Raw genomic sequence first — 23,477 nt, forward strand, 5'->3', positions numbered from 1 at the left:
TTTAATATGATATCACAATATTCATATAGTTTCGTTAGAGGTGCTGCACTTTGCGGTGTAGCACTTCTTTCTTTTTTTAACTGCAGCAGTACATCTTCAGATCTTTCAAACAATGAAAATCCCGGAAACGGCGGTGGAAATACAGGAGATCCGGTACAGGTGTGGTTAACGAAAGGAGATCAGTCGGTGGAACTTCAGGAACAGGGAACTGCTTATTTCTCAGGGACTTCAAGCTCAGGAACAACCATTGAAGTAGATGCTTCACAGGTTTTCCAGACGGTTGATGGCTTTGGATATACGCTTACCGGAGGAAGTGTTCAGGTGATTAATCAACTGAATGCCAGCAAAAAACAGGAATTGTTGAATGATCTTTTCAACAGTTCAGGAATTGGAATCAGCTATTTAAGAATCAGCATCGGAGCTTCAGATTTGAACAGCGAGGTTTTTTCTTATGACGATATGCCGGCGGGGCAGACAGATCCTACGCTTGCTCAATTTAGTTTAAATAAAGATCAGGCTGTTATCCAGATGTTAAAAGATATTTTGGTGATTAATCCGAATATTAAAATCTTAGCAACTCCCTGGTCACCACCCGTTTGGATGAAAGACAACGGGAGCAGTATCGGAGGAAGCTTAAAACCGGAATTCTACGGAGTTTACGCTCAATATTTCGTAAAATATATCCAGACAATGCAGTCCCAGGGAATTAAAATCGACGCCATTACGCCACAAAACGAGCCATTACATCCGGGAAATAATCCAAGTATGTATATGTCTGCAACAGATCAGGCAACTTTTATTAAAACTCATTTAGGTCCGGCTTTCCAAGCTGCCAATATTACCACTAAAATCATTGCTTACGATCACAATTGCGATAATCCGGCTTATCCTTTGGCTATTTTAAATGATCCTGCTGCCAATCCTTTTGTCGACGGATCGGCCTTTCATCTGTACGCGGGAGATATTTCTGCATTAAGTACAGTTCATAATTTATTTCCAAATAAAAACGTGTATTTCACGGAACAGTGGACGAGTTCTACAGGGAATTTCGGGGGAGATTTGGATTGGCACGTTAAAAACGTTATTATTGGGTCAATGAGAAACTGGAGCAGAACAGCATTGGAGTGGAATGTAGCGAATGACGCCTCTTTTGGGCCTCACACACCGGGTGGTTGTACACAATGTAAAGGTGCAGTCACAGTGAACGGAGCAACAGGTTACGAAAAAAATGTTGCTTATTATATCATCGCCCACGCTTCAAAATTTGTTCCCGTAAATTCTCAGAGAATCGCTTCTACACAGGGCGATAACTTATCAACGGTAGCTTTTAAAACTCCGGCTGGGAAAACCGTTTTGATTGTTCAGAACAGTAATTCCACGGATAAAGCGTTTACTATTAAATATAATCAAAAAACAGCTCTTGTTACAATTTCAGGAAGCTCAACAGCGACATATATTTTTTAAAATAAAATCATGAAGAGAGTTTATTTCTTATTAGCAATTACAGCATTTGGGATGAATGCGTTCGGGCAAAAGACAATCGATCAGAAAGTTTCTGAGCTGTTGTCTAAAATGACGTTAGAAGAAAAAGTAGGGCAGTTGGTTCAATACAGTGGTTTTGAATACGCTACAGGTCCTCAAAATTCCAATTCTGCAAATGTTTTAAATGAAATAAAACAAGGCAAAGTAGGTTCTATGCTCAATGTAGCGGGAGCCGAGGAGACCAGAAAGTTTCAGGAATTAGCATTAAAATCAAGGTTAAGAATTCCTTTACTATTCGGTCAGGACGTTATTCATGGATACAGAACAACATTTCCGGTGAATCTGGGCCAGGCTGCAAGTTGGGATTTAGGATTAATAGAAAAATCAGAAAGAATTGCAGCGACCGAAGCTTCGGCTTATGGGATTCACTGGACTTTCGCCCCAATGGTCGACATCGCAAGAGATCCGAGATGGGGAAGAGTAATGGAAGGTTCCGGTGAAGATACGTATCTGGGAACTCAGATTGGCTTGGCCAGAATCAGAGGTTTTCAGGGAAAAGGCCTTGGAAATCTTGACGCAATTATGGCTTGTGCAAAGCATTTCGCAGCCTACGGAGCGGCAGTTGGCGGAAGAGATTACAACTCCGTTGATATGAGTTTAAGACAATTAAACGAAACTTATTTACCACCATTTAAAGCGGCCGCAGAAGCTGGTGTTGCTACTTTTATGAATTCTTTTAATGATATTAACGGAATTCCCGCAACAGCGAATAAATACATTTTAAGAGATTTACTAAAAGGAAAATGGAATTACAAAGGTTTTGTAGTTTCAGATTGGGGAAGTATTGGCGAAATGGTTCCTCACGGATATGCAAAAGACAATAAAGAAGCTTCCGAAAAAGCAATAAATGCCGGCACCGATATGGATATGGAAAGCCGGGCTTATATGGCCGAGCTTCCAAAACTGGTTCAGGAAGGAAAAGTTGATCCGAAGTTGATTGACGATGCGGCGAGAAGAATTTTAGTTAAGAAATTTGAAATGGGATTATTCGATGATCCTTACAGATTCAGCAGCGAAAAAAGACAGAAAGAGCAATTAAATAACAAAGAACACAGAAAATTCGGAAGAGAATTTGGTTCAAAAAGCATTGTTTTGCTTAAAAATAAGGGAAATATTCTTCCACTTTCAAAATCAACAAAAACTGTTGCTTTAATTGGACCTTTCGGGAAAGAAACTTCGGCCAATCACGGTTTTTGGTCGATTGCTTTTAAAGATGATAACCAAAGAATTGTTACGCAGTTTGACGGAATTAAAAATCAGTTAGACAAAAACTCAACATTACTTTACGCAAAAGGTGCAAACGTTGATGATCAGGACAAATCCATGTTTGCAGAAGCGGTGGAAACTGCAAAAAAAGCAGACGTTGTCATCATGACTTTAGGGGAAGGCCACGCAATGAGTGGTGAGGCAAAAAGTAGAAGCAACATCCATTTTTCGGGCGTTCAGGAAGATTTATTGAAAGAAATTGCAAAAACCGGAAAACCAATTGTTTTAATGATTAATGCAGGAAGACCTTTAGTTTTCGACTGGGCAGCAGACAACATTCCGGCGATCATGTACACTTGGTGGCTGGGAACGGAAGCGGGAAATTCCATCGCAGATGTTCTTTTCGGAACGGTAAATCCGGGCGGGAAATTGCCAATGACTTTCCCAAGAACGGAAGGACAGATTCCTGTTTACTACAATCATTACAACACGGGAAGACCCGCAAAAAACAACACCGACAGAAATTATGTTTCGGCTTATATCGACCTGGATAACGACCCGAAATTCCCGTTTGGATTTGGCTTAAGTTATACAACTTTTAAATATTCTGATATGAATTTAAGTTCGACAAATCTTAAAGGAAATCAGACGTTGAATATCAGTGTAAATGTTGCCAACACCGGAAATTACGATGGGGAAGAAGTGGTACAACTGTACATTAGAGATCTTTTCGGTAAGGTTGTAAGACCGGTAAAAGAACTGAAAAACTTCCAGAAAGTTTTCATTAAAAAAGGAGAAAGTAAGACGATCAATTTTACATTAACTCCGGAAAATCTGAAATTCTACGACGACGAACTGAACTTTGATTGGGAAGGCGGAGAATTCGACATCATGGTCGGAACCGATTCTCAACATGTTCAGACAAAAAGAATTACTTGGTCAAAATAATATTAGTTTACTTACTGAGAGCGGGATAAAACCCGCTTTTGGTGGTAGAAGACTAAACACTTTAAACGACAGCGTACGTTTGTCATTCTGAAAGAAGCAAAGCGGATTGAAGAATCTCAATTATTAATTATCAGAGATTCTTCGTTCCTCAGAATGACAAACTTTGAAAATAATTTAAAGAATAATAAGATTTTTTATGCAAAGATTAAATAATAAAATTTAAAGTTTCAATACTAAATCTTTGCGTTAAAAAACTACAGTATCAAGCATTAAAACTCAAAACAAAGAACTTTAAACTTTGAACATGAAATTCCAACATATTTTTAATCTGATCATTGGAGGAAGTTTATTTTTTTCTCTTTCGAATTGTGCTTCAAATAAACCGGATTCCAATAAAAAATTAATCTGGAGTGATGAATTTAACGGAAAAGGTTTACCCGATTCATCAAAATGGAATTACGATGTCGGAGGAGATGGTTACGGAAATAATGAAGCTCAGTTTTATACTAAAAATAGGTTGGCAAACGCAAGAATGGAAAATGGAAACCTTGTGATTGAAGCCAAAAAAGAAAACTGGGAAAAGAATAAATATACTTCCGCAAGGCTTTTAACGAAGGGAAAATTTTCCTTTCAATATGGAACGGTTGAAGTGCGAGCTAAGCTTCCAAAAGGTCGCGGAACCTGGCCTGCCATCTGGATGATGAGCGAAAATATGAAAAAATGGCCCGATGACGGTGAATTGGATATCATGGAGCATGTTGGTTTTAATCAGGGATATATCCATGCTTCGGTGCATACAAAAAAGTACAATCACATCATCGGAACCCAGAAAACCGATACGTTGATTGTAAAAGACGCGAGTGAAAAATTCCATGTATACAAAGCAGATTGGACGCCGGAAAAGATTGATGTTTATATTGATGATCAAAAGTTTTTCACTTATGAAAATAAAGAAAAAACATATGAAGCATGGCCGTTTGATCAACCTTATTTTATCATTTTAAATCTGGCGGTCGGAGGATTCTGGGGCGGAAAAGAAGGAATTGATGACAGTATTTTTCCTCAGAAATATTATATAGACTACGTAAGGGTTTATCAAAACAAATAATAGACGTGTCCAAATTCCCCTCCTCTAAAGGGGTGGTTAATACATTAAAATAGAAAAGAAGAAAAGAAATAATGAAGAAACTAATCGTAAGTTGTTTTGTAGTCGGGATGGCTTTCAATGCAAATGCACAACATTACTGGAAAAAGAATGCAGGAAAAACGGCGAAAGTTTTTCTTACCAATTCTAAAACCAATGAAAAAATGGCTGACAAAGGAACGGTAAAGTTCGAGAAAATGGATCAGCCGAAAGAAACGGATGCCTGTATTTTTGTGGATCCGGATTTTAAATATCAAAAATTAATAGGAATCGGAGGTGCGATCACAGATGCGTCCGCTGAAACATTTTATAAGCTTCCAAAGAATAAGCAGAAAGAAATTATCGAGGCTTATTATGGAAAAAACGGATTGGGATACACCGTTGTACGCACCAATATGAATTCATGCGACTTTTCCAGCGATTCTTATACCTATGTTCAGGATAATGATGCTTCCTTGAAATCTTTTAATGTTGCTCATGATGAAAAGTATAAAATTCCGATGATTAAAGAGGCTCAAAAGGCAATCGGAAATAATTTTACATTCTATTTTTCGCCGTGGAGTCCACCGGCATGGATGAAATCCAACAAGAGTATGTTGAAGGGCGGAAGGTTGGAAAATCAATATTACCAGACTTGGGCAGATTATTATATTAAGTTCATCAAAGAATACGAAAAAAGAGGAATTAATGTTTGGGGACTGACTGTTCAGAACGAGCCGATGGCTACACAAACCTGGGAATCATGTATTTATACGGCGGAAGAAGAAGGGGCTTTCCTGAAAAATAACCTGGGACCCACGCTTTGGAAAAATGGTTTTAAAGATAAAAAAGTAATGATCTGGGATCACAACAGAGATTTAATTTATCAAAGAGCTACAACAACATTAAGCGATCCCGAAACTTCAAAATATGCAGCAGGAATCGGCTATCACTGGTACGAAACATGGAATAATAAAACTCAGTTGTTCGACAATTTATTGGAAACGCAAAGGGCTTTTCCAGATAAGTTTTTGGCGTTTACGGAAGGTTGTAAGGAACAGTTTGATATGTCTAAAATTTACGATGTAAGTTTGGGAGAATTGTACGGAAGAAATATGCTGAACGATTTCAATAAAGGAACCGCTTTATGGACGGACTGGAACGTTCTTCTTGACGAAACTGGCGGACCAAACCACGTCGGGAATTTCTGTTTTGCACCCATTATTGCTGATACAAAAACCGGAGAAGTTCATTATACCTATGAATATTATTATGTGGGACACGTTTCAAAATTCATCAAGCCAAAAGCGCAGAGAATCGGGACCTCATCCAATAGAGCGGCTTTAACCTCAACCACTTTCATGAATGAAAACGGACAGTTAGTGACCGTAATTATGAATGACTCAGACAATGACATTGATGCCAATTTGTGGATCGAAGGAATGTCGGCGAAGTTGGCTGCACCGGCACATTCTATACAGACCATAATTTTATAGACTTCATATTAACATTATTTTTTAAGGATTCGCGGCACCGAAGGTGCCGCGAATTTGTTTTCAATTGTTATTAAATTAAGAAGTTTTACCTATTTGGAACAAAAAACCGGAACAAATTAATTTATTCCGGTCTATCTTATTTTAAAATAAATTATTTACTATTTATTTTCTGTGTCATACTTTTTAACAACCTTTTCTGTAACCCCCGTACTGCTGAAACCTCCGTCGTGGAAAAGATTCTGCATGGTTACTTTTTTAGTAAGGTCTGAGAACATGCTTACACAATAGTTGGCACAGTCAAGGGCTGTAGCATTTCCTAGTGGCGACATATCTTCTGCGTATCCAAGGAAACCTCCGAAACCTTTCACACCGCTACCTGCAGTGGTAGGAGTAGGAGATTGTGAAATGGTATTTACCCTCACTTTTTTCTCGCCCCAATAATATCCGAAAGTTCTTGTAATACTTTCCAAATAAGCTTTGTTATCGGCCATGTCGTTGTAATCTGCGAAAGTTCTCTGAGCGGCGATGTAAGTAAGCGCTAAGATACTTCCCCATTCATTCATACAGTTTTTTTCCCAAGCCACACGCATTACTTTGTGGAAAGAAACAGCGGATACATCCCAGCCTTTTTCCAACCAGTCGTAGTTCATTTCTGTATAATGTTTTCCTTTTCTCACGTTCACGGACATACCGATAGAGTGAAGGATGAAATCAATTTTACCAAATTTTGCAATGGCAGCGTCAAAAAGTTTTTCCAGATCTTCTATAGAAGTAGCATCTGCACCTACTGTTTCAGAGCCTGTTTTTTCTGCTAAAGCATTAAGTTCTCCCATTCTCATTGCGATAGGAGCATTAGATAAGATAAATTCAGCACCTTCTTCATGACATCTTTCTGCAACTTTCCAAGCGATCGATTGTTCATTAAGGGCTCCAAAAATAATTCCCTTTTTGCCTTTAAGTAAACCGTATGACATATTTTTTAATGTTTATTAATAATACAAATGTAACAATAATTTGCGTTTACACATAATAAAAACGGAGCCTTATATAAAAAGACTCCGTTTTTCTTGAAAATATTTATCTGACTGAAATTTTAATTGGTTTTCTTGTTCCATTCCGCTTTTACATCCTCTGCCGCATCTTTAGTTTTTTCCCAGGCGTCGTTTGCCTTATCTTTTACATCTTCCCAGGCATCGGATACATTGTTTTTTACTCTGTCGAACCAGTCTTCCTGTTGGGCTTCTTCATCATTGGCTCGTTTTTCATTGATATAATCCTTTGCCCTGTCAGCTAACTCATCAACTTTCCATTTTGCATTGTCTGCTGCGTTCTTTAGAGAGTTTTCAGTATTGTTAACTGCATTTTCCGCTTTGTTGTATTCTGAATTGTTCATAATTAAATATTTAGTGTGTTGATATAAATTAAACAAGAACCATTCCTAAAATTTTTATTCGCTGTTAAACTTTTCATAAAACTTTTTTGCTGTGATTTTATAAAACAATTTAATTTTGAGTTAAATTAATAAGACAATTTTTTTTACTAAATTAAAGCTTTGAGATCGCTTCGACTTTGCTCAGGATGACCTTGCTAATACTACCTTTATAATAAGTATATAATTTACCAATGTAATCCTGAGCAAAGTCGAAGGGATCTCAACAGCAAACAACATTAAAATCAAATCCATGGAAAAAATACGTTGCAGCTGGTGCGAAAAAGACGATCTCTACAGAAAATATCATGATGAAGAGTGGGGAAAACCTGTTTATGAGGACGATAAAATCTTTGAATTTTTAATTCTTGAAAGCTTTCAGGCAGGTTTGAGCTGGTATACTATTCTTTCCAAAAGGGAAAATTTCAGGAAAGCTTTTGATCAGTTTAATTATAAGAAAATTGCAGATTATTCAGAAGAAAAAGTAGAAGAGTTGATGCAAAATCCGGGGATTATTCGGAATAGGCTTAAAATTTTAGCAACAATAAATAATGCACAAAAATTTTTAGAAGTTCAAAAAGAATTCGGAAGTTTTTCAAAATATATCTGGAGTTTTGTAAACGGGAAACCTATTGACAATCATCCGAAAACGACAAAAGATGTTCCTGCAACCACCGAAATATCAGATTCTTTAGCAAAAGATTTAAAAAAGAGAGGTTTCAAATTTATGGGCTCAACTGTGGTCTACGCGCATATGCAGGCAACCGGAATGGTGAATGATCATGTTGAAAATTGTTTCATCAGATAGTGATAAATTATATTTTATTCAATTTAAAGTGATGTTTTTTAAAAATTACACAAAATTTTTAACCTTAAAAAAAACTTAAAAAATGACTTAAACATGCTTATAGCTGATTTTGTGGTATCGAATTAATTCTATGATTTCGATCATTAAACAGTGAATAATCAACCATTTACTCACTATTGTGTGTTATATTATTGATTTCGTAAAAAAAATATTGTTTTATTGAAAATTTACTATATTTGCACCACGAAAATAATAAACTATTAAACCTGAAATGCAAATAAAATCAAAACTTAAGTGGGGAATTTCTTTTTTCTTATTAATTAATTTTTCTTTTATATATGCTCAAGTTGGGATCGGTACACCTAATCCAAACCCTTCTGCAATGCTTGAGATTAGTTCTAAAAACAAAGGCGTTTTATTTCCAAGTATAGCTTTAACATCAATTACAGATAATATAACAGTGCCTTCCCCAGCCAACGGCTTGATAGTTTGGAATGACGGACAAGGGGGATTAGCAGAAATGGGATTCTATTACTGGAATAACCTGAGATGGAACATGCTTTCTGTGGTGAGTGTAAACGGAATAAATGGAGGAGGAAGCCCTGCCAATACAGGCTGGAATTCAACAGGAACCAATAGCGGAACCTATGCAGGAGCCAATACTACACTGGCTTTGGGAACAAATACTTTGGATGATTTGGTTTTTAAAGTTAATTCCAATATTATGGGAAGGTTAGGAGTGTACAATTCCATAAGTTTTGGAGCTGGGGCCAGCGCTTTTCAAAACGGGATTGCACTGGGAACGTCCAGCACAGCCTATCAGGGAATTTCGATCGGAAATAACGCAAGTGTAACAGCCAATGAAGCTGTGGCTTTGGGGGAACTTTCGAAGGTTTCGGGATTTCGTTCAATCGCTTTGGGGTACAATGCAAATGTGACAGTAAATGAGTCTTCCGCCATCGGAAATAACGCCACAGCTTCCGGATTTCAATCTACCGCGGTCGGTTACAACGCAAAAACAACAGCCAATGAATCTTCAGCTTTAGGGAACAATTCTTTAGCAGCAGGTTTCCAGTCGATTGCATTAGGTTATAATGCAAAAACAAGTTCTAACAGCGAAACGGCTATTGGATACGGTTCTCTAACAAATGGGGAACATTCTACAGCAATAGGATCGGGTGCTTCGGCGACAGGACAGAATTCTACAGCAATAGGTTATCACGCCTCAACTTCGCAATATAATGCGATAGTTCTGGGTGACAATAATGCGAATATCGGAATCGGGACTTCTACACCGAATGTGAATGCAAAAATTGATATCAACGGTCAGTATAAGCTGGGTGATAAAGGGACAGTCAACAAAAACCAAATCAGTTTTGAAGTTTGGCCAAGTGTTTCAATCAACAACCTTCCAAGTGGAAAATCAGCTACAATGAACATTACAATCCCTTCAACATTGGTTCCCAATTCTACCAGAGCAACAATTGTGGTAACGCCGGCAGGAGATTTTGCAGGAAATTCTACATTTTCAATTTCAAACCCAAGAATGACTTCCACATCAAATATCGTAATAAATCTTACCAATATTTCAGGGAATGCGGAGAGTTTGTACTCCTCACATTTTTATGTAACTGTCAATGAATTTTAATAGAATTAAATAAAAATACAAGGGCAAAAACACAATATTTTGCTTCTAACTTAGATTTAGAAGTTAATGGTTTCTTAGTTAGACAAAAGACTCTCGATTTGAGAGCCTTTTGTTGTTTTAAATTAATAATTTTATTTAATAATTCTATCCAAAACCCAGGTAATCAAATTCTTTTCAGAAGCATGGTGATCTGCAGAAAATTCACCGCGTCTTCTGTTGGCAATAACGTTGTTTACGGTAATCGCTTGATGACCTAAAAGTTTAGATAAAGCATAAATTGCTGACGTTTCCATTTCAAAATTTGTAACTCCGAGATCATTTAAAGTTTCCAAAAACTTATCATCAATGGCCTTTAAACGAAGCTGTCGACCCTGTGGAGCATAAAACCCCGGAAAAGTGGCTGTATTTCCGTGATATTTTGCGTCTTTGTACAATTCTCCCAATTCCTCCGACCAGTCTGCAAAATAAAGCATCGGCTTAATTTTCTGATATGGGAATTTTTCTAGAAAATTTCTTGAAAACTCGTTTTCAAATTCATAATCCTGATAAAAATGCATCAAGCCATCCAGTCCCACAACATTTTGAGTTACCAGCATATTATCAACCTGAACATCAGGATTTACACTTCCGCAGGTTCCCATCCTAAAAAGTTGCAACGCAGAATGTTTTGTTTTAAACTCTTTATTTTTGAGATCAATATTCACCAGCGCATCAAGCTCATTCATCACAATATCAATGTTTTCCGTACCAATTCCGGTGGACATTACTGTAATTCTTTCTCCACGCAAAGTTCCTGTATGAGTATAAAATTCTCTTTTATTTTTCTTAATTTCTACGGTATCAAAATATTTTGAAACTTTCGCTACACGATCCGGATCGCCCACAAGGATGATTTTTTCGGCAATATCTTCGGGAAGAAGATTGAGGTGATAAACACTTCCGTCTTCGTTCAGCACAAGCTCTGAAGCAGCAAGTTTATTGAGCATACATATATTTTTATAGTTAATACTTAATTTAAAACAAATTAAAACACAAAGTACACAAAAATTCCTCAGAAAATAAAAACGCGGCTATATTAAATTAATAAAAAGTCCTCAACCAAAATATAATCATTATTTAATCCTGAATTAAAATTACGGTAACGTCGGATTAATAGTTTTGTGCAAAAAATTTAATGAGATTTTATCCTTTAGTTATTATTGTTCTGTTGATTGGTTGTGCTGTAATGTCTTTTAATCCTGTTGATAAAGGAGTAGGAAGTGAAAATACGATGATCAACAAAGGGTTGGCAGATTTTAAAAATAAATTAGATCAATTAAAATCAGATGCTTACCAATTTTCCGAGGACAAAATCTCTCTTGAAGAGCTGCAAAAATCATTAAAAAGCACAAGAAATTCCTTCAAAGAAATTGAATTTTATGTGGCTTATCATTATCCGGAATTTACCAAAACACATCTCAACGCAGCGCCATTATTCCACATTGAAGCGGCGGGAACATCGGCTTTCACGCTTCCTCCGGAAGGCTTGCAAGTGTTGGATGAATTGATATTTTCCGATGAAGCTGCGGACCAAAAAGAAGAAATAAAGACTATTACGGATTTTTTATACAATAGTTTTGCAAGCTTTTATTTAAGTTCGGTTAAAAATGGCTTAAGCAAAGGAAATAACAAGACTTTACCTTTAAGAATCGAGCTGATCAGGATGTACAGCCTCGGTGTAACCGGCTTCGACACGCCCGGCTCATTAAACACTTCTGAAGAAGCGACTCACGCTTTTTTAGGAATGAAAAAATACATTAATGATGATCCTTATTTTAAAAATTATAATATTCAGAAAGCAAATACAATTTTAACGGAAGGGATTGATTACCTTTCAAAAAATACCGATTTTGAGGCTTTTGACAGGATAGAATTCTACAAAAAATACATTCAGCCTTTGTATGAAGAATTCGGAAATTGGGATGGAAGAAGTGATGATCTTAAAGAATTTTCCGGCTGGAATGTCAATAATAAAAACCTTTTCAGCAGCGATTTCCTGGATCCATATTTCTATACGTTGTTAAAGCAAAACGAAGATAATGCAGAGCTTAGAAAATTAGGGAAAGATATTTTCTACGATCAAAACCTGAGTGACAATGGCAAAATGAGCTGTGCAACCTGCCATTTACCGGAAAATGCCTTCACGGATTTAAAAGCGAAATCCCCGAGTAATGTGGAAGGAAAAACGGTTCTAAGAAATTCACCTTCTTTATATAATGCAGTTTTTGCGAAAAGATTTTTCTATGATTTAAGAGCTTTTTACCTTGAACAACAGGCGGAACACGTGATTTATAACGAAGATGAGTTCAATACAAGCTATGAAAGCATCATTAAAAAATTAAAAACAAAGCCTGAGTACAGAAAAGCGTTTAAAACAGCTTTCAAAAACGGAAATATCAGTAAGGAAAACTTTTCCAAAGCCTTAAGTTCTTACGTTGCATCTTTATATTCTTTCGAAAGTGATTTTGATAAATTCATGAGAAATGAAAAAGAAATTTCTTCTGATGCTAAAAAAGGATTTAATTTATTCATGGGAAAAGCTAATTGTGCAACATGCCATTTTGCCCCTAATTTTTCAGGACTGGTTCCGCCATTTTTTAACGAAAATGAATCTGAGGTCTTAGGAATCACTACAAAACCGATCAATCAAAAACCTCTTGTTCTTGACTCTGATAAAGGAAGAATAAACAGCCCGGTAAAAAAGGAAAATTCATGGATTTATGAAAATTCTTTCAAAACGGTGACGGTGAGAAATATTGCTTTAACGAAACCTTATTTCCACAACGGAGCTTTCAATACATTGGAAGAAGTCCTTGATTTCTACAACGAAGGTGGAGGAGAAGGATTAGGCTTAAAAATGAAAAACCAGACACTGGCTCCTGATAAGTTGGATTTAACACAAACGGAAATCAAGCAAATCATCGCCTTCCTGAATTCCCTGACAGACGTGAGCAGGAGTAAATAGTGAATTGTCAATTGCTTCGCAAGTGAATGTAGATTATTACTAACAATCCTTGCAACGATTTGCGGCATTAAAAATTGACAAGCGAAGCAAGATTCACCATTCACTCAATTAACATACAGTTCATTTCTTAACATTCGGTTTCCGATAAATTAATATTGACGGAGATTTATTTAAAGTCTTATTAATAGAGGGTTCATAGCAATAAAATAGCTTTGCAGTGTCTAATAAATCGAAATTAATTATGAAAAGAAAACTACTTACAGTTGCAGCTCTTGCAATGATCTCGAGTTCGTTTTTAAACGCTCAGACTTTTATTTTCAACAAAAATTCCGCATGGAAATACAATGATAGCAATACTGCTTTGGCCGATCAATGGAAGAGTACTACCTATGATGTTTCAGCATGGTCTCAGGGGAACGGACCTCTTGGATACGGTGATCCTGTAACAACAACTACGGCTACGGGTCTTGTAACAGCTTATTTTGCGAAAGATTTTACAGTTAATTTGAATGATCTTTCCACTACAATGGAATTGGGAGTGATGAGAGATGACGGAATTGTGGTTTATCTGAACGGTGAAGAAGTGGTAAGAGACAATATGCCGACCGGTACTATTACTTTCAGCACATTATCCAGCACAACGATTGATGGCGGAGCAGAAAGTGTTTATAATGTTTTTTCTATTCCAAAATCTAAATTTGTAAACGGAAACAACAGAATTTCCATCGAATTGCACAACAGAGGTGCTTCAAGCTCAGATTTAAGAATTGATGCTTACCTTAAAACGACAACTCCTACAACTCCGGTTACTTGTAACTCAACCCATATCAGCTGTTTTACATCCATTGTACCGACAGCTCAGACGAATAAGCTGATTATTCCTGCTGAACACAAATATCAATTAATATTAAAAGAAGGAGACAGCTATACAGAAGGAGGAGGATTAGTAGGCGGTTTGAATGACTTTACAGGGTATGTGCCGAAAAACGGAAGCGCTGTTGACGGTTATCTTTCTGTAAACCACGAAACGAATCCTGGAGGCGTTACAATGGCGGAAATCAACTATAACGCGACTACAAAACTTTGGCAGTTAACAAAATCAAGAGCGGTAAGCTTCTCGGCTCCGAGCTTAGTTCAGACGATTAGAAATTGTTCAGGAGGTATTACACCTTGGGGAACGATCGTTACAGCCGAAGAATCTGTAACATCCAATGATGTGAACGCCGACGGAATGAAAGATTACGGCTGGTTTGTAGAAATTAACCCCGCAACAGCTCAGGTTAGTTCTTTAAATGCTGACGGATCTAAAGGAAAACTTTGGCAGATGGGTATCATGAACCACGAAAACGTAGTGGTAAATAATGCAGGAACAGTTGCTTATTACGGTGAAGACGGCGGAACTCACATGATGTACAAATATGTGATGGATACTCCGAACAACCTTTCTTCAGGAAATCTATATGTTTTAAAACTGGATCAAGGATTAAGTAATGGTGATCCGGTTGCTACCACGGCAACATGGATTCAGGTTCCTAATAAAACTAAACCTGATCAAAATAATACACCTGCTTTGGCTCAATCATTGGGAGGAACGTCTTTCAATGGGGTTGAAGACGTGGAAATCAGCCCGCTTGATGGTAAAGTTTACTTTACAGCAAAAGGTTTAAATAAAGTCTACAGACTTCAGGACAACGGAACTACAGCTTCTCAGGTTGAAACTTTCGTGGGAGGAGCTTCAACAACTTATTCTTTCGATACCGCCCAGGGAACAAAAACTGAAGCTTGGGGAGACGGAAATGACAACCTTACTTTTGACGAACTGGGTAACCTTTGGGTTCTTCAGGACGGTGGTAAAAACTATATCTGGGTAATAGCTCCGGATCATACTCAGGCCAATCCTAAAGTGAGATTGTTCGCTTCTATGCCTGCAGGTTCTGAGCCAACTGGTCTTACCTTTACACCGGATCACAAATTCGGGTTTTTCTCCATCCAACACCCGGATTCTACGATTTCTACTGATATTGATGCCACAGGAAATACGATTGATTACAGAGGAAAATCTGCGACAATTGTAATGGCTCTTAAAAATAACTTAGGAACTGCAGGTTCATTGGGAACAATTGATACTCACACAGAAAATACGGTGACAGTTGCTCCAAACCCTACTTCAGGAATTGTGAAGATCAATTCTCCAAAAGGATTGAAAAACATCATGGTAACGGCTTACAGCATCGATGGTAAAATCGTTTTCACTCAGAAATTCTCAGGAACGAACAAATCTTTGGATTTAGATTTCACAAAACAGCTTGAGGCTTCAAGAGTATTGGTTTTAAATATCGAAGCGGAAGGTGGATTCCAGCAGACGGTAAAATTATTGAAAAAATAAACTATTAATATTTACATTACTGCCGGTAGTATTTTATTACCGGTAGTTTTTTCTGTTTATGAAAAAGCTATTCTTTTCTATTTTTATAGTATTTCTTTCTCTGGCTAAAGCTCAGATTGATCCCGTGAAATACCCTACTTACACCAATATTGATGAAGCTCTGAAAAGCCGACAAACAATATACAGCATGAGTTTTAGGGATAAGGGGTTATTTAATATTCCGCCACAAATCACACAATTAAACTCAATATTTTTCCTGAATTTAATGGGGAACAATTTTGAGAAAATGGATGAGTCAATTTTTGCATTAAAGGAATTGACGATTTTAAACTTAAATGTAAATAGCATCAAATTTATCCCAGATGAAATTGGAGAACTTCAAAAACTGGAAAGCTTTTCTATTAATCTGAATAGTTTAACAAGTATAAATCCAAACCTGGCAAAACTTCAAAAGTTAAAAGTAATCCATCTGGATGCCAATAATCTGAACGTTTTTCCGGAAGCCTTATTACAGATTCCGAGTCTGAAAGAGATTAATTTACAGGGAAATCAGATCAGTTTTATTGCCGAAGATTTGGATGAGATTAAAAATTTAAGATCATTAAACCTTTCCGCAAATCAGATCAACGATTTAGGAAACTTATCATTTCCAAAACAATTAAAATATCTTGAATTACAGCAAAACTCAATCTTAAAACTTCCTGAAAAATTATTTCAATCAAAAAATCTGGAATTTTTAAATGTAAGTCAGAACAATATTAAGGAAATTTCACCTAAAGTAAAAGGTTTGAAGAATGTTGTCAGCATGAATTTGGCGAACAACAATTTAAAAGATCTTCCAACCGAATTTTCACAATTGAAAAATCTTAAAACATTAATATTAACGGGCAATCCAATGGAAAAATCAACCATTGAAAAACTGAAAGCGCTGATGCCGGAAACTCAAATTTATTTTTAAAAGCTTTTTAATCAACCACAAAGATACAAAAGACCTTATTGGATTTTTAAATTAGTTTTTGTGGAAAGCAAAAGTTTTTTGTAAAAGAATTCAAAATCAAAGATTTTTAAAAACTTATGTGCGCTTTATTAACGGGTTAATGATAAGCTTAATTAAATAAAGTTGTTAAACCTTTGTGGTAAAATAAAGCGTAAAAAAGTTAGGTTATCCGCCAACTCTTTTGGTTTTGTAGCCCATTTCTTTAAGGATATCCATTATTTTATCACGATTATCCCCTTGAATGATGATCGTTCCATCCTTCTCAGAACCGCCAATTCCTAAGGTGGTTTTTATTTTTTTTGAAATTTTCTTCAGATCTTCCTCACTGCCTTCCCAGCCTTCAACAATGGTTACTGGCTTTCCGTTTCTGCCTTTCTTCTCAAACTTGCACACCAAAGGCTCTTTCTGCTTGAATTGCTCTTCAGGCATCTCAAAATCCTGCTCTTCATGCTCAGGAAAAAGGTTTTTTAATTGATCTCTTAAATCCATAATGCAAAATTAATAAATTATGGTGAAAAGGGCTAATTATAACTGCCACAAACCTTATAGGGTTTTGAAAACCTATAAGGTTTATAAATAGTTGAAATAATTTCAAATCCACTGGAGAAAACAATTTTAAACAAATTTTAAGCACATCAATTCTTCCATTCATTTCAAATTAAATAAATTTGTAATACAAAAGTTTATACACAATGTCAAAAAAAGCAATATTAGCGATCCTTGACGGATGGGGATTGGGAATGAATCCGGACGTTTCTGCCATTGATAAAGCAAATACACCATTTATAGATAGCTGTCTTACAAATTTTCCGCACACAACACTTGAGGCGAGTGGTTTAGCCGTAGGACTTCCATTCGGACAGATGGGAAACTCTGAAGTTGGGCACATGAATTTAGGGGCTGGAAGAGTAGTTTACCAGAATTTAGTTAAACTGAATATGGCAGTGGAAAATGGTTCTTTGGGACAACAACAGATCATTCAGGATGCTTTTGAATATGCCAAAAGAGAAAATAAAAAAGTACACTTTATTGGATTAGTCTCAGATGGGGGAGTACATTCACATATCAACCATTTGAAGGGATTGCTCACTGCAGCTCATGAATTCGGATTGCATGAAAACGTATTCGTGCATGCTTTTACGGACGGTCGTGATTGTGACCCACATTCAGGAAAAGGCTTCATTGAAGACCTTGAAAAGCATATGGAAAAAACCGTAGGAAAGCTGGCAACAGTAATCGGAAGATACTACGCAATGGACAGGGATAAAAGATGGGAACGCGTAAAAATTGCTTACGATGCAATGGTGGAAGGAGTTGGAGATCAGACAACTAATGCTTTACTGGCAATTCAGAAATCTTATGATGAAAATATTACTGATGAATTCATGAAGCCGATTATCATGATTGATTCTACGGCTATCGGGAATGTAGTTCCTGTCGCTAAAATTGTTGACCATGATGTTGTAATCTGCTTCAATTTCCGCACAGACAGAGGAAGGGAGATCACGGAGGTGTTTACTCAGAAGGATTTTCCGGAATATTTCATGAGAAAATTGCCTTTATATTATGTTACATTGACCAATTATGACAAAACATTCCAGAATGTGTATGTTGTTTTTGATGAAGAAGTGCTGCATGAAACAATGGGAGAAATTTTGGAAAGAAACCATAAAACACAGATCAGAATTGCAGAAACAGAGAAATATCCTCACGTAACGTTTTTCTTTTCGGGAGGAAGGGAAGAGCCGTTTGTAGGGGAAAAAAGATTGCTTTGTCCGAGCCCGAAAGATGTTCCGACCTATGATTTGAAGCCTGAAATGTCAGCATATGATATCACGAACGCCATTGTTCCTGAGCTGGAAAATGAAACCGCGGATTTTGTTTGCTTAAATTTTGCCAATACAGATATGGTAGGCCACACCGGCGTTTTCTCAGCAGCCGTAAAAGCAGCAGAAACAGTAGATAAGTGCATTGAAAAGGTCGCCACAACTGCTTATGAACACGGTTATGCAGTTTTCATCCTTGCAGATCACGGAAATTCTGATGTAATGATTAATGCAGATGGAACGCCGAACACACAGCATTCAACCAATCTTGTTCCTTTCATCGTAATGGATAAGGATCATACCTGGAACCTAAAACCGGGAAAGCTGGGAGATGTAGCTCCAACCATTTTAAAAGTAATGGGAATCGACATTCCGGAAGTGATGACAGGAGATGTTTTAGTTAGCTAAAATTGAATAATATTAAAGAATGATTGCCGTTATAATTTGTATAACGGCAATTTTTATGATTAATATCAGAAAGAATTAACATATTCTTATGTCTTAAATAATAAATAAATTTTAACTTTGTAGTTTAATTCTAAATTCTAAAAATGTATCAAACGCTCGTAAGGAAAGAAGTAATGGGTATTTTGGAAAAGGAAGTAGGTTCTTTTCTGGATAAATTTTTAACGCCAATTGAAAAAATCTGGCAACCTTCTGATTATCTTCCAGATCCTTCAAGTGCAGATTTTAAATATGATTTAGAAGAAATCCAGACTTTTGCACGTGAAATGCCTTATGATTTATTCGTAACGTTAATCGGGGATTGTATCACTGAGGAAGCCTTACCATCCTACGAATCCTGGTTGATGGGAGTAGAAGGTATAAATCAGGAAAAACCTGAAGTAAGCTGGGCAAGCTGGGTAAGAGCCTGGACTGGTGAAGAGAACAGACATGGTGATCTTTTGGGTAAATACCTTTATCTGTGCGGAAGAGTGAATATGAGAGAGATGGAAATTACCACTCAATATCTAATCAATGATGGGTTCGATTTAGGAACAAGTATGGATCCTTACAGAAATTTCATTTATACAAGTTTTCAGGAAACGGCAACCAATATTTCTCACAGAAGGGTAGGTACGTTGGCAAAACAATCCGGAAACGGAAAACTGGCAAAAATGTGTGGGGTAATTGCGGCAGATGAAGCAAGACATGCAAAAGCATACAAACATTTCGTAGCAAGAATTTTAGAAATAGATCCTTCGGAAATGATTATCGCATTTGAAGACATGATGCGTAAAAAAATCGTAATGCCGGCTCACATGATGAGACAATCCGGACAGAAAGCAGGTGAGCTTTGGGGTCATTTTTCTGATGCGGCTCAGAGATGTATGGTTTATACAGGCCAGGATTACATCAATATTTTGAAAGATCTATTGGATGAATGGAAAATTGAGCATGTAAAAGGCCTTTCGGAAACGGCTGAAAAAGCTCAGGAATATCTAATGAAACTGCCTGGAAGATTACAGAAAATCACAGACAGAATTTCAACACCTGATTTACAATTCCAGTTCAATTGGGTGAAAAGTTAGTCGATATTTATCATTAAAATATAAAAGTAGGAGTGTCAGATATTTGTGGCACTCTTTTTATTTGTATCTTTGCACTTCAAAATTATATTCAAAATGATGAATAATAAAAAAATTGCTGTAGACTTCGACGGAACCATTGTTGATGATGCTTATCCGGCAATTGGGAAACCGAAAATTTTTGCTTTTGAAACATTAAAAAGACTTCAGGCTGAGGGTTATAGATTGATTCTCTGGACATATAGACATGGTAAAACATTAGATGAAGCTGTAGAATTCTGCAGAAAAAACGGAGTTGAATTTTATGCCGTAAACTCCAGTTTTGAAGGTGAAGTTTTTGATTGCGAAACTCAATCCAGAAAGCTGGATGCAGACTGGTTCATTGATGACAGAAATCTTGGAGGATTCCCAGGTTGGGGTGAGATCTACAATATTATTCAGGAAAGAATAGAATTCCGAGTGGAAGGAAAAGAAGTTTTAGCATATTCAAAGCTTAAAAAAGAAAAGAAAAAAGGATTATTCTGGTAGATTATTGAGATTAGAAGCTGGAGATTAGAAATTAGTTTTTAATGCTGCTTTTAATTTTAAAATTTATCAGAAATAAGATGTTGCGAAATTTTTCAATTAAAACTTAAAATTATTCATAAAAGTTTTAAAAACTAATTTCTAGCATCTAATATCTAACATCTAAATAACATGATTCAATTAAAAACAATAGACGAATTACGTCTGATGAAGCAAAGTGCTCAGTTGGTTTCAAAAACATTGGGAATGTTGGCCAAAGAAATCAAACCGGGAATTACCACTTTGCATTTAGATAAATTAGCATACGAATTCATCAAAGATCACGGTGCCGAGCCTGCATTTTTAGGATATGGCGGTTTCCCGAACTCTTTGTGTATTTCCCCGAACGAGCAGGTGGTACACGGTTTCCCGAACACTGAAGTAGTGAAAGAAGGTGATGTGCTTTCTGTGGATTGCGGAGTTATTTTAAATGGTTTTGTAGGCGATCACGCGTATACTTTTGAGATTGGAGAAGTAAAGCCGGAAACTAAAAAATTACTGAAAGTTGCCAAAGAATCCCTTTATAAAGGAATTGAGCAGTGTATCAGAGGAAAAAGGATAGGGGATATTTCCCACGCCATCCAGGCGCATTGCGAAAAAGAAGGTTATGGAGTGGTAAGAGAGCTTGTTGGCCACGGTTTGGGAAGAAAAATGCATGAAGATCCTCAAGTCCCGAATTACGGTAAACAGGGAAGCGGAAAAGTCATCAAAGACGGTTTGGCCATTGCCATTGAGCCGATGATCAATCTGGGGACAGAAAAAGTGAAGTTCCATGAGGATGGATGGACGGTGACAACCCTTGATAATCAGCCTTCTGCACATTTCGAGCATGATGTGGCGGTGATCAACGGAAAGCCCGTATTGCTTTCTACCTTCAAATATATTTATGAAGCTTTAGGCATCCAGAGTGATGAAGAAAAGCCTTTCCAATTGGATTTTTAATGAAAAAAATCACGAAACTTTTATTAAATAAAATTCCACGTCCAATGCTTATCAAGATGAGTATTTGGGCGCGGCCGCTTATTTATCAGTTTTTCAAAGGAGATCAGTTTTTCGATCCTATTGATGGAAGGTCATACAGAAAATTTCTTCCTTACGGATATGGAAATCAGCGTGAAAACGCCCTGTCACCCGGAACTCTGAGCCTGGAAAGGCATCGCCAGATGTGGCTGTATCTTCAAAATGAAACTGATTTTTTTATTAAAAATTATAAAGTTTTACATATCGCTCCGGAACAGGAATTTCTGAAGAAATTTAAGCGAATGAGCAACCTGAATTATATTTCAGCCGACTTATTTTCCCCGATAGTAGATGTAAAAGCAGATATTCTGGATCTGCCGTTTGATGATGAAAGCTTTGACATTATTTTCTGTAATCACGTGCTGGAACATATTGAAGATGATGCAAGGGCAATGAGTGAATTATATAGAGTTTTACGTCATGGAGGATGGGGAATTTTACAGGTTCCGATGAAAAATTCTCTGCAAAAAACGTATGAAGATTTCACCATAAAAGATCCTAAAGAACGGCAGAAGCATTTCGGGCAGTACGATCATGTCCGCTGGTATGGAATGGATTACTTTGACCGCTTGAAAAAAGCCGGTTTTGAAGCAGAACCGAACTTCTATTCTCAGAATTTCTCAGAAGAAGAAATAAAAAAATACGGGTTAAGGAAAAATGAAATCCTACCCATTGTTTATAAAAAATAAAAAGCGTCTTCAATTGTGGAGACGCTTTTATTTAAGTTTATATTAAATTATTCTTTAATAAAATTGCCTTCAATGATTAAAATTAATTAATTTGAAGAAACTGCTTTCAAACCAACCACAGATCCAATTAAAGTAACAATAAAGAAAATCCTCCAGAAACTTACCGGATCTTTAAAGAAAAAAATCCCCATTAAAACTGTTCCTACAGCACCAATTCCGGTCCAGACAGCATAAGCAGTGCCTATTGGTAAAGTTTGTGTGGCCTTGATTAGGAGAAGCATACTGATAGTCAATGAGATCAGGAAACCTGCAAACCAAAAATACATTGTCGTTCCTGTCGTTTCTTTCACTTTGCCCAGGCATGACGCAAATGCAACTTCAAATAATCCTGCGATAATTAAGATGATCCAATTCATTTTTAATATTTTCTATCGCAAAGTTCAGGATTTAAATGGAAGAAAAATTTTACAATTGTTAAAAAATAAAACAATATTATCACCTACCATAAAACACTCCAACACTCTAAAAACCCTATAAACTCTCTCACCTAATCTCTGCCCTAATCCTGCTCAAACTTACCTGCGTAATTCCCAGATACGACGCAATATGTCCCAACTGAATGCGTTGCAAAAGGATTGGTTTATGTTTAATTAAATCTTTATATCGTTCCAGAGCAGTTTTAAATTGCCTTGAGATAATCAGTTCTTCTGTTTTTACCAATTCCCTTTCAGCAAATTTCCTTCCCCAATTTGCAATATGAATATCTTCATTGAATAATTTTCTTAGACTTTCAGTTTCAAGTTTATATAATTCGCAATTTTCAAGAAGTTCTATATTTTCATATCCGGGTTTATTTTCAACATAGCTTTTCATGGAAACAATAGTTTCACCCTCAATCCCGAACCAAAATGTAATGTCTTTATCATCGGCAGACGCGTAGGCACGGACAATTCCTTTTTTTATAAAATAAATATGAGGGATAACTTTATCAGCTTCCATCAGGCAGAAATTCTTAGTAAAAGACACCTCTGAAATATGTTTTTTCAAATTTGATATTGAAGATTCCGGTAGGGGATATATATTATTTATAATGTCGTCGATGTTCATGAATTGTAATTGATTAGATCAAAAATATTAGTTCTAAAACATTAACAGGATATTTTTTTTACATTTTTGATAAATTTATGCAGATAAACGTTTAACCAAAATACAGCTTAATGATTCTTTTTTGTTAACATTAAGTTAATAATAAAAATTCAATA

At 36.5% G+C, this 23,477-nt stretch carries 20 protein-coding genes; 14 read left to right on the forward strand and 6 right to left on the reverse strand.

What is annotated here, in order from left to right; all coding sequences use genetic code 11:
* The first annotated feature begins 6 nt into the window (after positions 1-6).
* The 4 genes from ATE47_RS06440 to ATE47_RS06455 all read left to right on the forward strand — a co-directional run bounded on the left by ATE47_RS06440 (position 7) and on the right by ATE47_RS06455 (position 6,315).
* Positions 7-1,464, forward strand: a complete 1,458-nt coding sequence (locus ATE47_RS06440) for a glycoside hydrolase family 30 protein (protein ID WP_062161185.1) — start codon at positions 7-9, stop codon at positions 1,462-1,464.
* Positions 1,465-1,473: 9 nt separating this feature from the next.
* On the forward strand, positions 1,474-3,696 hold the full coding sequence (locus ATE47_RS06445) for a glycoside hydrolase family 3 N-terminal domain-containing protein (RefSeq protein ID WP_062161186.1): 2,223 nt from the start codon (positions 1,474-1,476) through the stop codon (positions 3,694-3,696).
* A gap of 304 nt (positions 3,697-4,000) precedes the next feature.
* Entirely contained in the window at positions 4,001-4,804 is an 804-nt protein-coding gene (locus ATE47_RS06450; protein ID WP_228376330.1) for a glycoside hydrolase family 16 protein, read from the forward strand.
* Positions 4,805-4,875: 71 nt separating this feature from the next.
* Positions 4,876-6,315, forward strand: coding sequence for a glycoside hydrolase family 30 protein (locus ATE47_RS06455; RefSeq protein WP_062161188.1), 1,440 nt, complete (start codon positions 4,876-4,878; stop codon positions 6,313-6,315).
* A 158-nt stretch (positions 6,316-6,473) separates the two neighbouring features.
* Here ATE47_RS06455 and ATE47_RS06460 read toward each other — a convergent pair whose 3' ends face one another.
* Positions 6,474-7,289, reverse strand: a complete 816-nt coding sequence (locus ATE47_RS06460; protein ID WP_062161189.1) for an enoyl-ACP reductase FabI — start codon at positions 7,287-7,289, stop codon at positions 6,474-6,476.
* A 119-nt stretch (positions 7,290-7,408) separates the two neighbouring features.
* On the reverse strand, positions 7,409-7,708 hold the full coding sequence (locus ATE47_RS06465; RefSeq protein ID WP_062161190.1) for a hypothetical protein: 300 nt from the start codon (positions 7,706-7,708) through the stop codon (positions 7,409-7,411).
* Positions 7,709-7,997: 289 nt separating this feature from the next.
* Between ATE47_RS06465 and ATE47_RS06470 the strand changes: the two genes are divergently transcribed.
* Positions 7,998-8,552 carry a DNA-3-methyladenine glycosylase I gene (locus tag ATE47_RS06470; protein WP_062161191.1) on the forward strand — a complete coding sequence of 185 codons (555 nt, stop codon included), beginning with the start codon at positions 7,998-8,000 and terminating at the stop codon, positions 8,550-8,552.
* A 271-nt stretch (positions 8,553-8,823) separates the two neighbouring features.
* Positions 8,824-10,200, forward strand: a complete 1,377-nt coding sequence (locus tag ATE47_RS06475; RefSeq protein ID WP_062161192.1) for a hypothetical protein — start codon at positions 8,824-8,826, stop codon at positions 10,198-10,200.
* A gap of 131 nt (positions 10,201-10,331) precedes the next feature.
* On the opposite strand, the gene ATE47_RS06480 is transcribed toward ATE47_RS06475, so the two are convergent.
* The gene (locus ATE47_RS06480; protein WP_062161193.1) at positions 10,332-11,186 is read right to left on the reverse strand and encodes a nucleoside phosphorylase; all 855 of its coding nucleotides are present in this window, start codon (positions 11,184-11,186) and stop codon (positions 10,332-10,334) included.
* A 188-nt stretch (positions 11,187-11,374) separates the two neighbouring features.
* Here ATE47_RS06480 and ATE47_RS06485 point away from each other — a divergent pair, with 188 nt between their 5' ends.
* From ATE47_RS06485 to ATE47_RS06495, 3 genes are all read left to right on the forward strand, one after another.
* Entirely contained in the window at positions 11,375-13,204 is a 1,830-nt protein-coding gene (locus ATE47_RS06485; RefSeq protein WP_062161194.1) for a cytochrome-c peroxidase, read from the forward strand.
* A 241-nt stretch (positions 13,205-13,445) separates the two neighbouring features.
* The gene (locus ATE47_RS06490; RefSeq protein WP_062161195.1) at positions 13,446-15,590 is read left to right on the forward strand and encodes an alkaline phosphatase PhoX; all 2,145 of its coding nucleotides are present in this window, start codon (positions 13,446-13,448) and stop codon (positions 15,588-15,590) included.
* 58 nt (positions 15,591-15,648) lie between these two features.
* Entirely contained in the window at positions 15,649-16,548 is a 900-nt protein-coding gene (locus ATE47_RS06495) for a leucine-rich repeat domain-containing protein (RefSeq protein ID WP_062161196.1), read from the forward strand.
* A 204-nt stretch (positions 16,549-16,752) separates the two neighbouring features.
* Here the strand turns inward: ATE47_RS06495 and ATE47_RS06500 are convergent, their stop codons facing one another.
* The gene (locus ATE47_RS06500) at positions 16,753-17,076 is read right to left on the reverse strand and encodes a translation initiation factor (protein WP_062161197.1); all 324 of its coding nucleotides are present in this window, start codon (positions 17,074-17,076) and stop codon (positions 16,753-16,755) included.
* Positions 17,077-17,279: 203 nt separating this feature from the next.
* Between ATE47_RS06500 and gpmI the strand changes: the two genes are divergently transcribed.
* The 5 genes from gpmI to ATE47_RS06525 all read left to right on the forward strand — a co-directional run bounded on the left by gpmI (position 17,280) and on the right by ATE47_RS06525 (position 22,215).
* On the forward strand, positions 17,280-18,821 hold the full coding sequence (gpmI, locus tag ATE47_RS06505) for a 2,3-bisphosphoglycerate-independent phosphoglycerate mutase (RefSeq protein WP_062161198.1): 1,542 nt from the start codon (positions 17,280-17,282) through the stop codon (positions 18,819-18,821).
* 143 nt (positions 18,822-18,964) lie between these two features.
* Complete coding sequence (locus ATE47_RS06510; RefSeq protein WP_062161199.1) at positions 18,965-19,945, forward strand: acyl-ACP desaturase; 981 nt, start codon at positions 18,965-18,967, stop codon at positions 19,943-19,945.
* 93 nt (positions 19,946-20,038) lie between these two features.
* The gene (locus tag ATE47_RS06515) at positions 20,039-20,470 is read left to right on the forward strand and encodes a BT0820 family HAD-type phosphatase (protein ID WP_062161200.1); all 432 of its coding nucleotides are present in this window, start codon (positions 20,039-20,041) and stop codon (positions 20,468-20,470) included.
* 168 nt (positions 20,471-20,638) lie between these two features.
* A complete protein-coding gene (gene map / locus ATE47_RS06520) occupies positions 20,639-21,448 on the forward strand; it encodes a type I methionyl aminopeptidase (RefSeq protein ID WP_062161201.1) in 810 nt (269 codons plus the stop codon).
* A complete protein-coding gene (locus tag ATE47_RS06525) occupies positions 21,448-22,215 on the forward strand; it encodes a class I SAM-dependent methyltransferase (protein WP_062161202.1) in 768 nt (255 codons plus the stop codon). Before map ends, ATE47_RS06525 begins: the two co-directional genes overlap by 1 nt.
* 86 nt (positions 22,216-22,301) lie before the next feature.
* Here ATE47_RS06525 and ATE47_RS06530 read toward each other — a convergent pair whose 3' ends face one another.
* Together ATE47_RS06530 and ATE47_RS06535 are read right to left on the reverse strand one after the other, a co-directional pair.
* On the reverse strand, positions 22,302-22,631 hold the full coding sequence (locus ATE47_RS06530; RefSeq protein WP_062161203.1) for a DMT family transporter: 330 nt from the start codon (positions 22,629-22,631) through the stop codon (positions 22,302-22,304).
* A 127-nt stretch (positions 22,632-22,758) separates the two neighbouring features.
* The gene (locus ATE47_RS06535) at positions 22,759-23,322 is read right to left on the reverse strand and encodes a Crp/Fnr family transcriptional regulator (protein WP_062161204.1); all 564 of its coding nucleotides are present in this window, start codon (positions 23,320-23,322) and stop codon (positions 22,759-22,761) included.
* Between the last annotated feature and the right edge of the window lie 155 nt (positions 23,323-23,477).

Source organism: Chryseobacterium sp. IHB B 17019 (assembly GCF_001456155.1).
GTDB lineage: Bacteria > Bacteroidota > Bacteroidia > Flavobacteriales > Weeksellaceae > Chryseobacterium.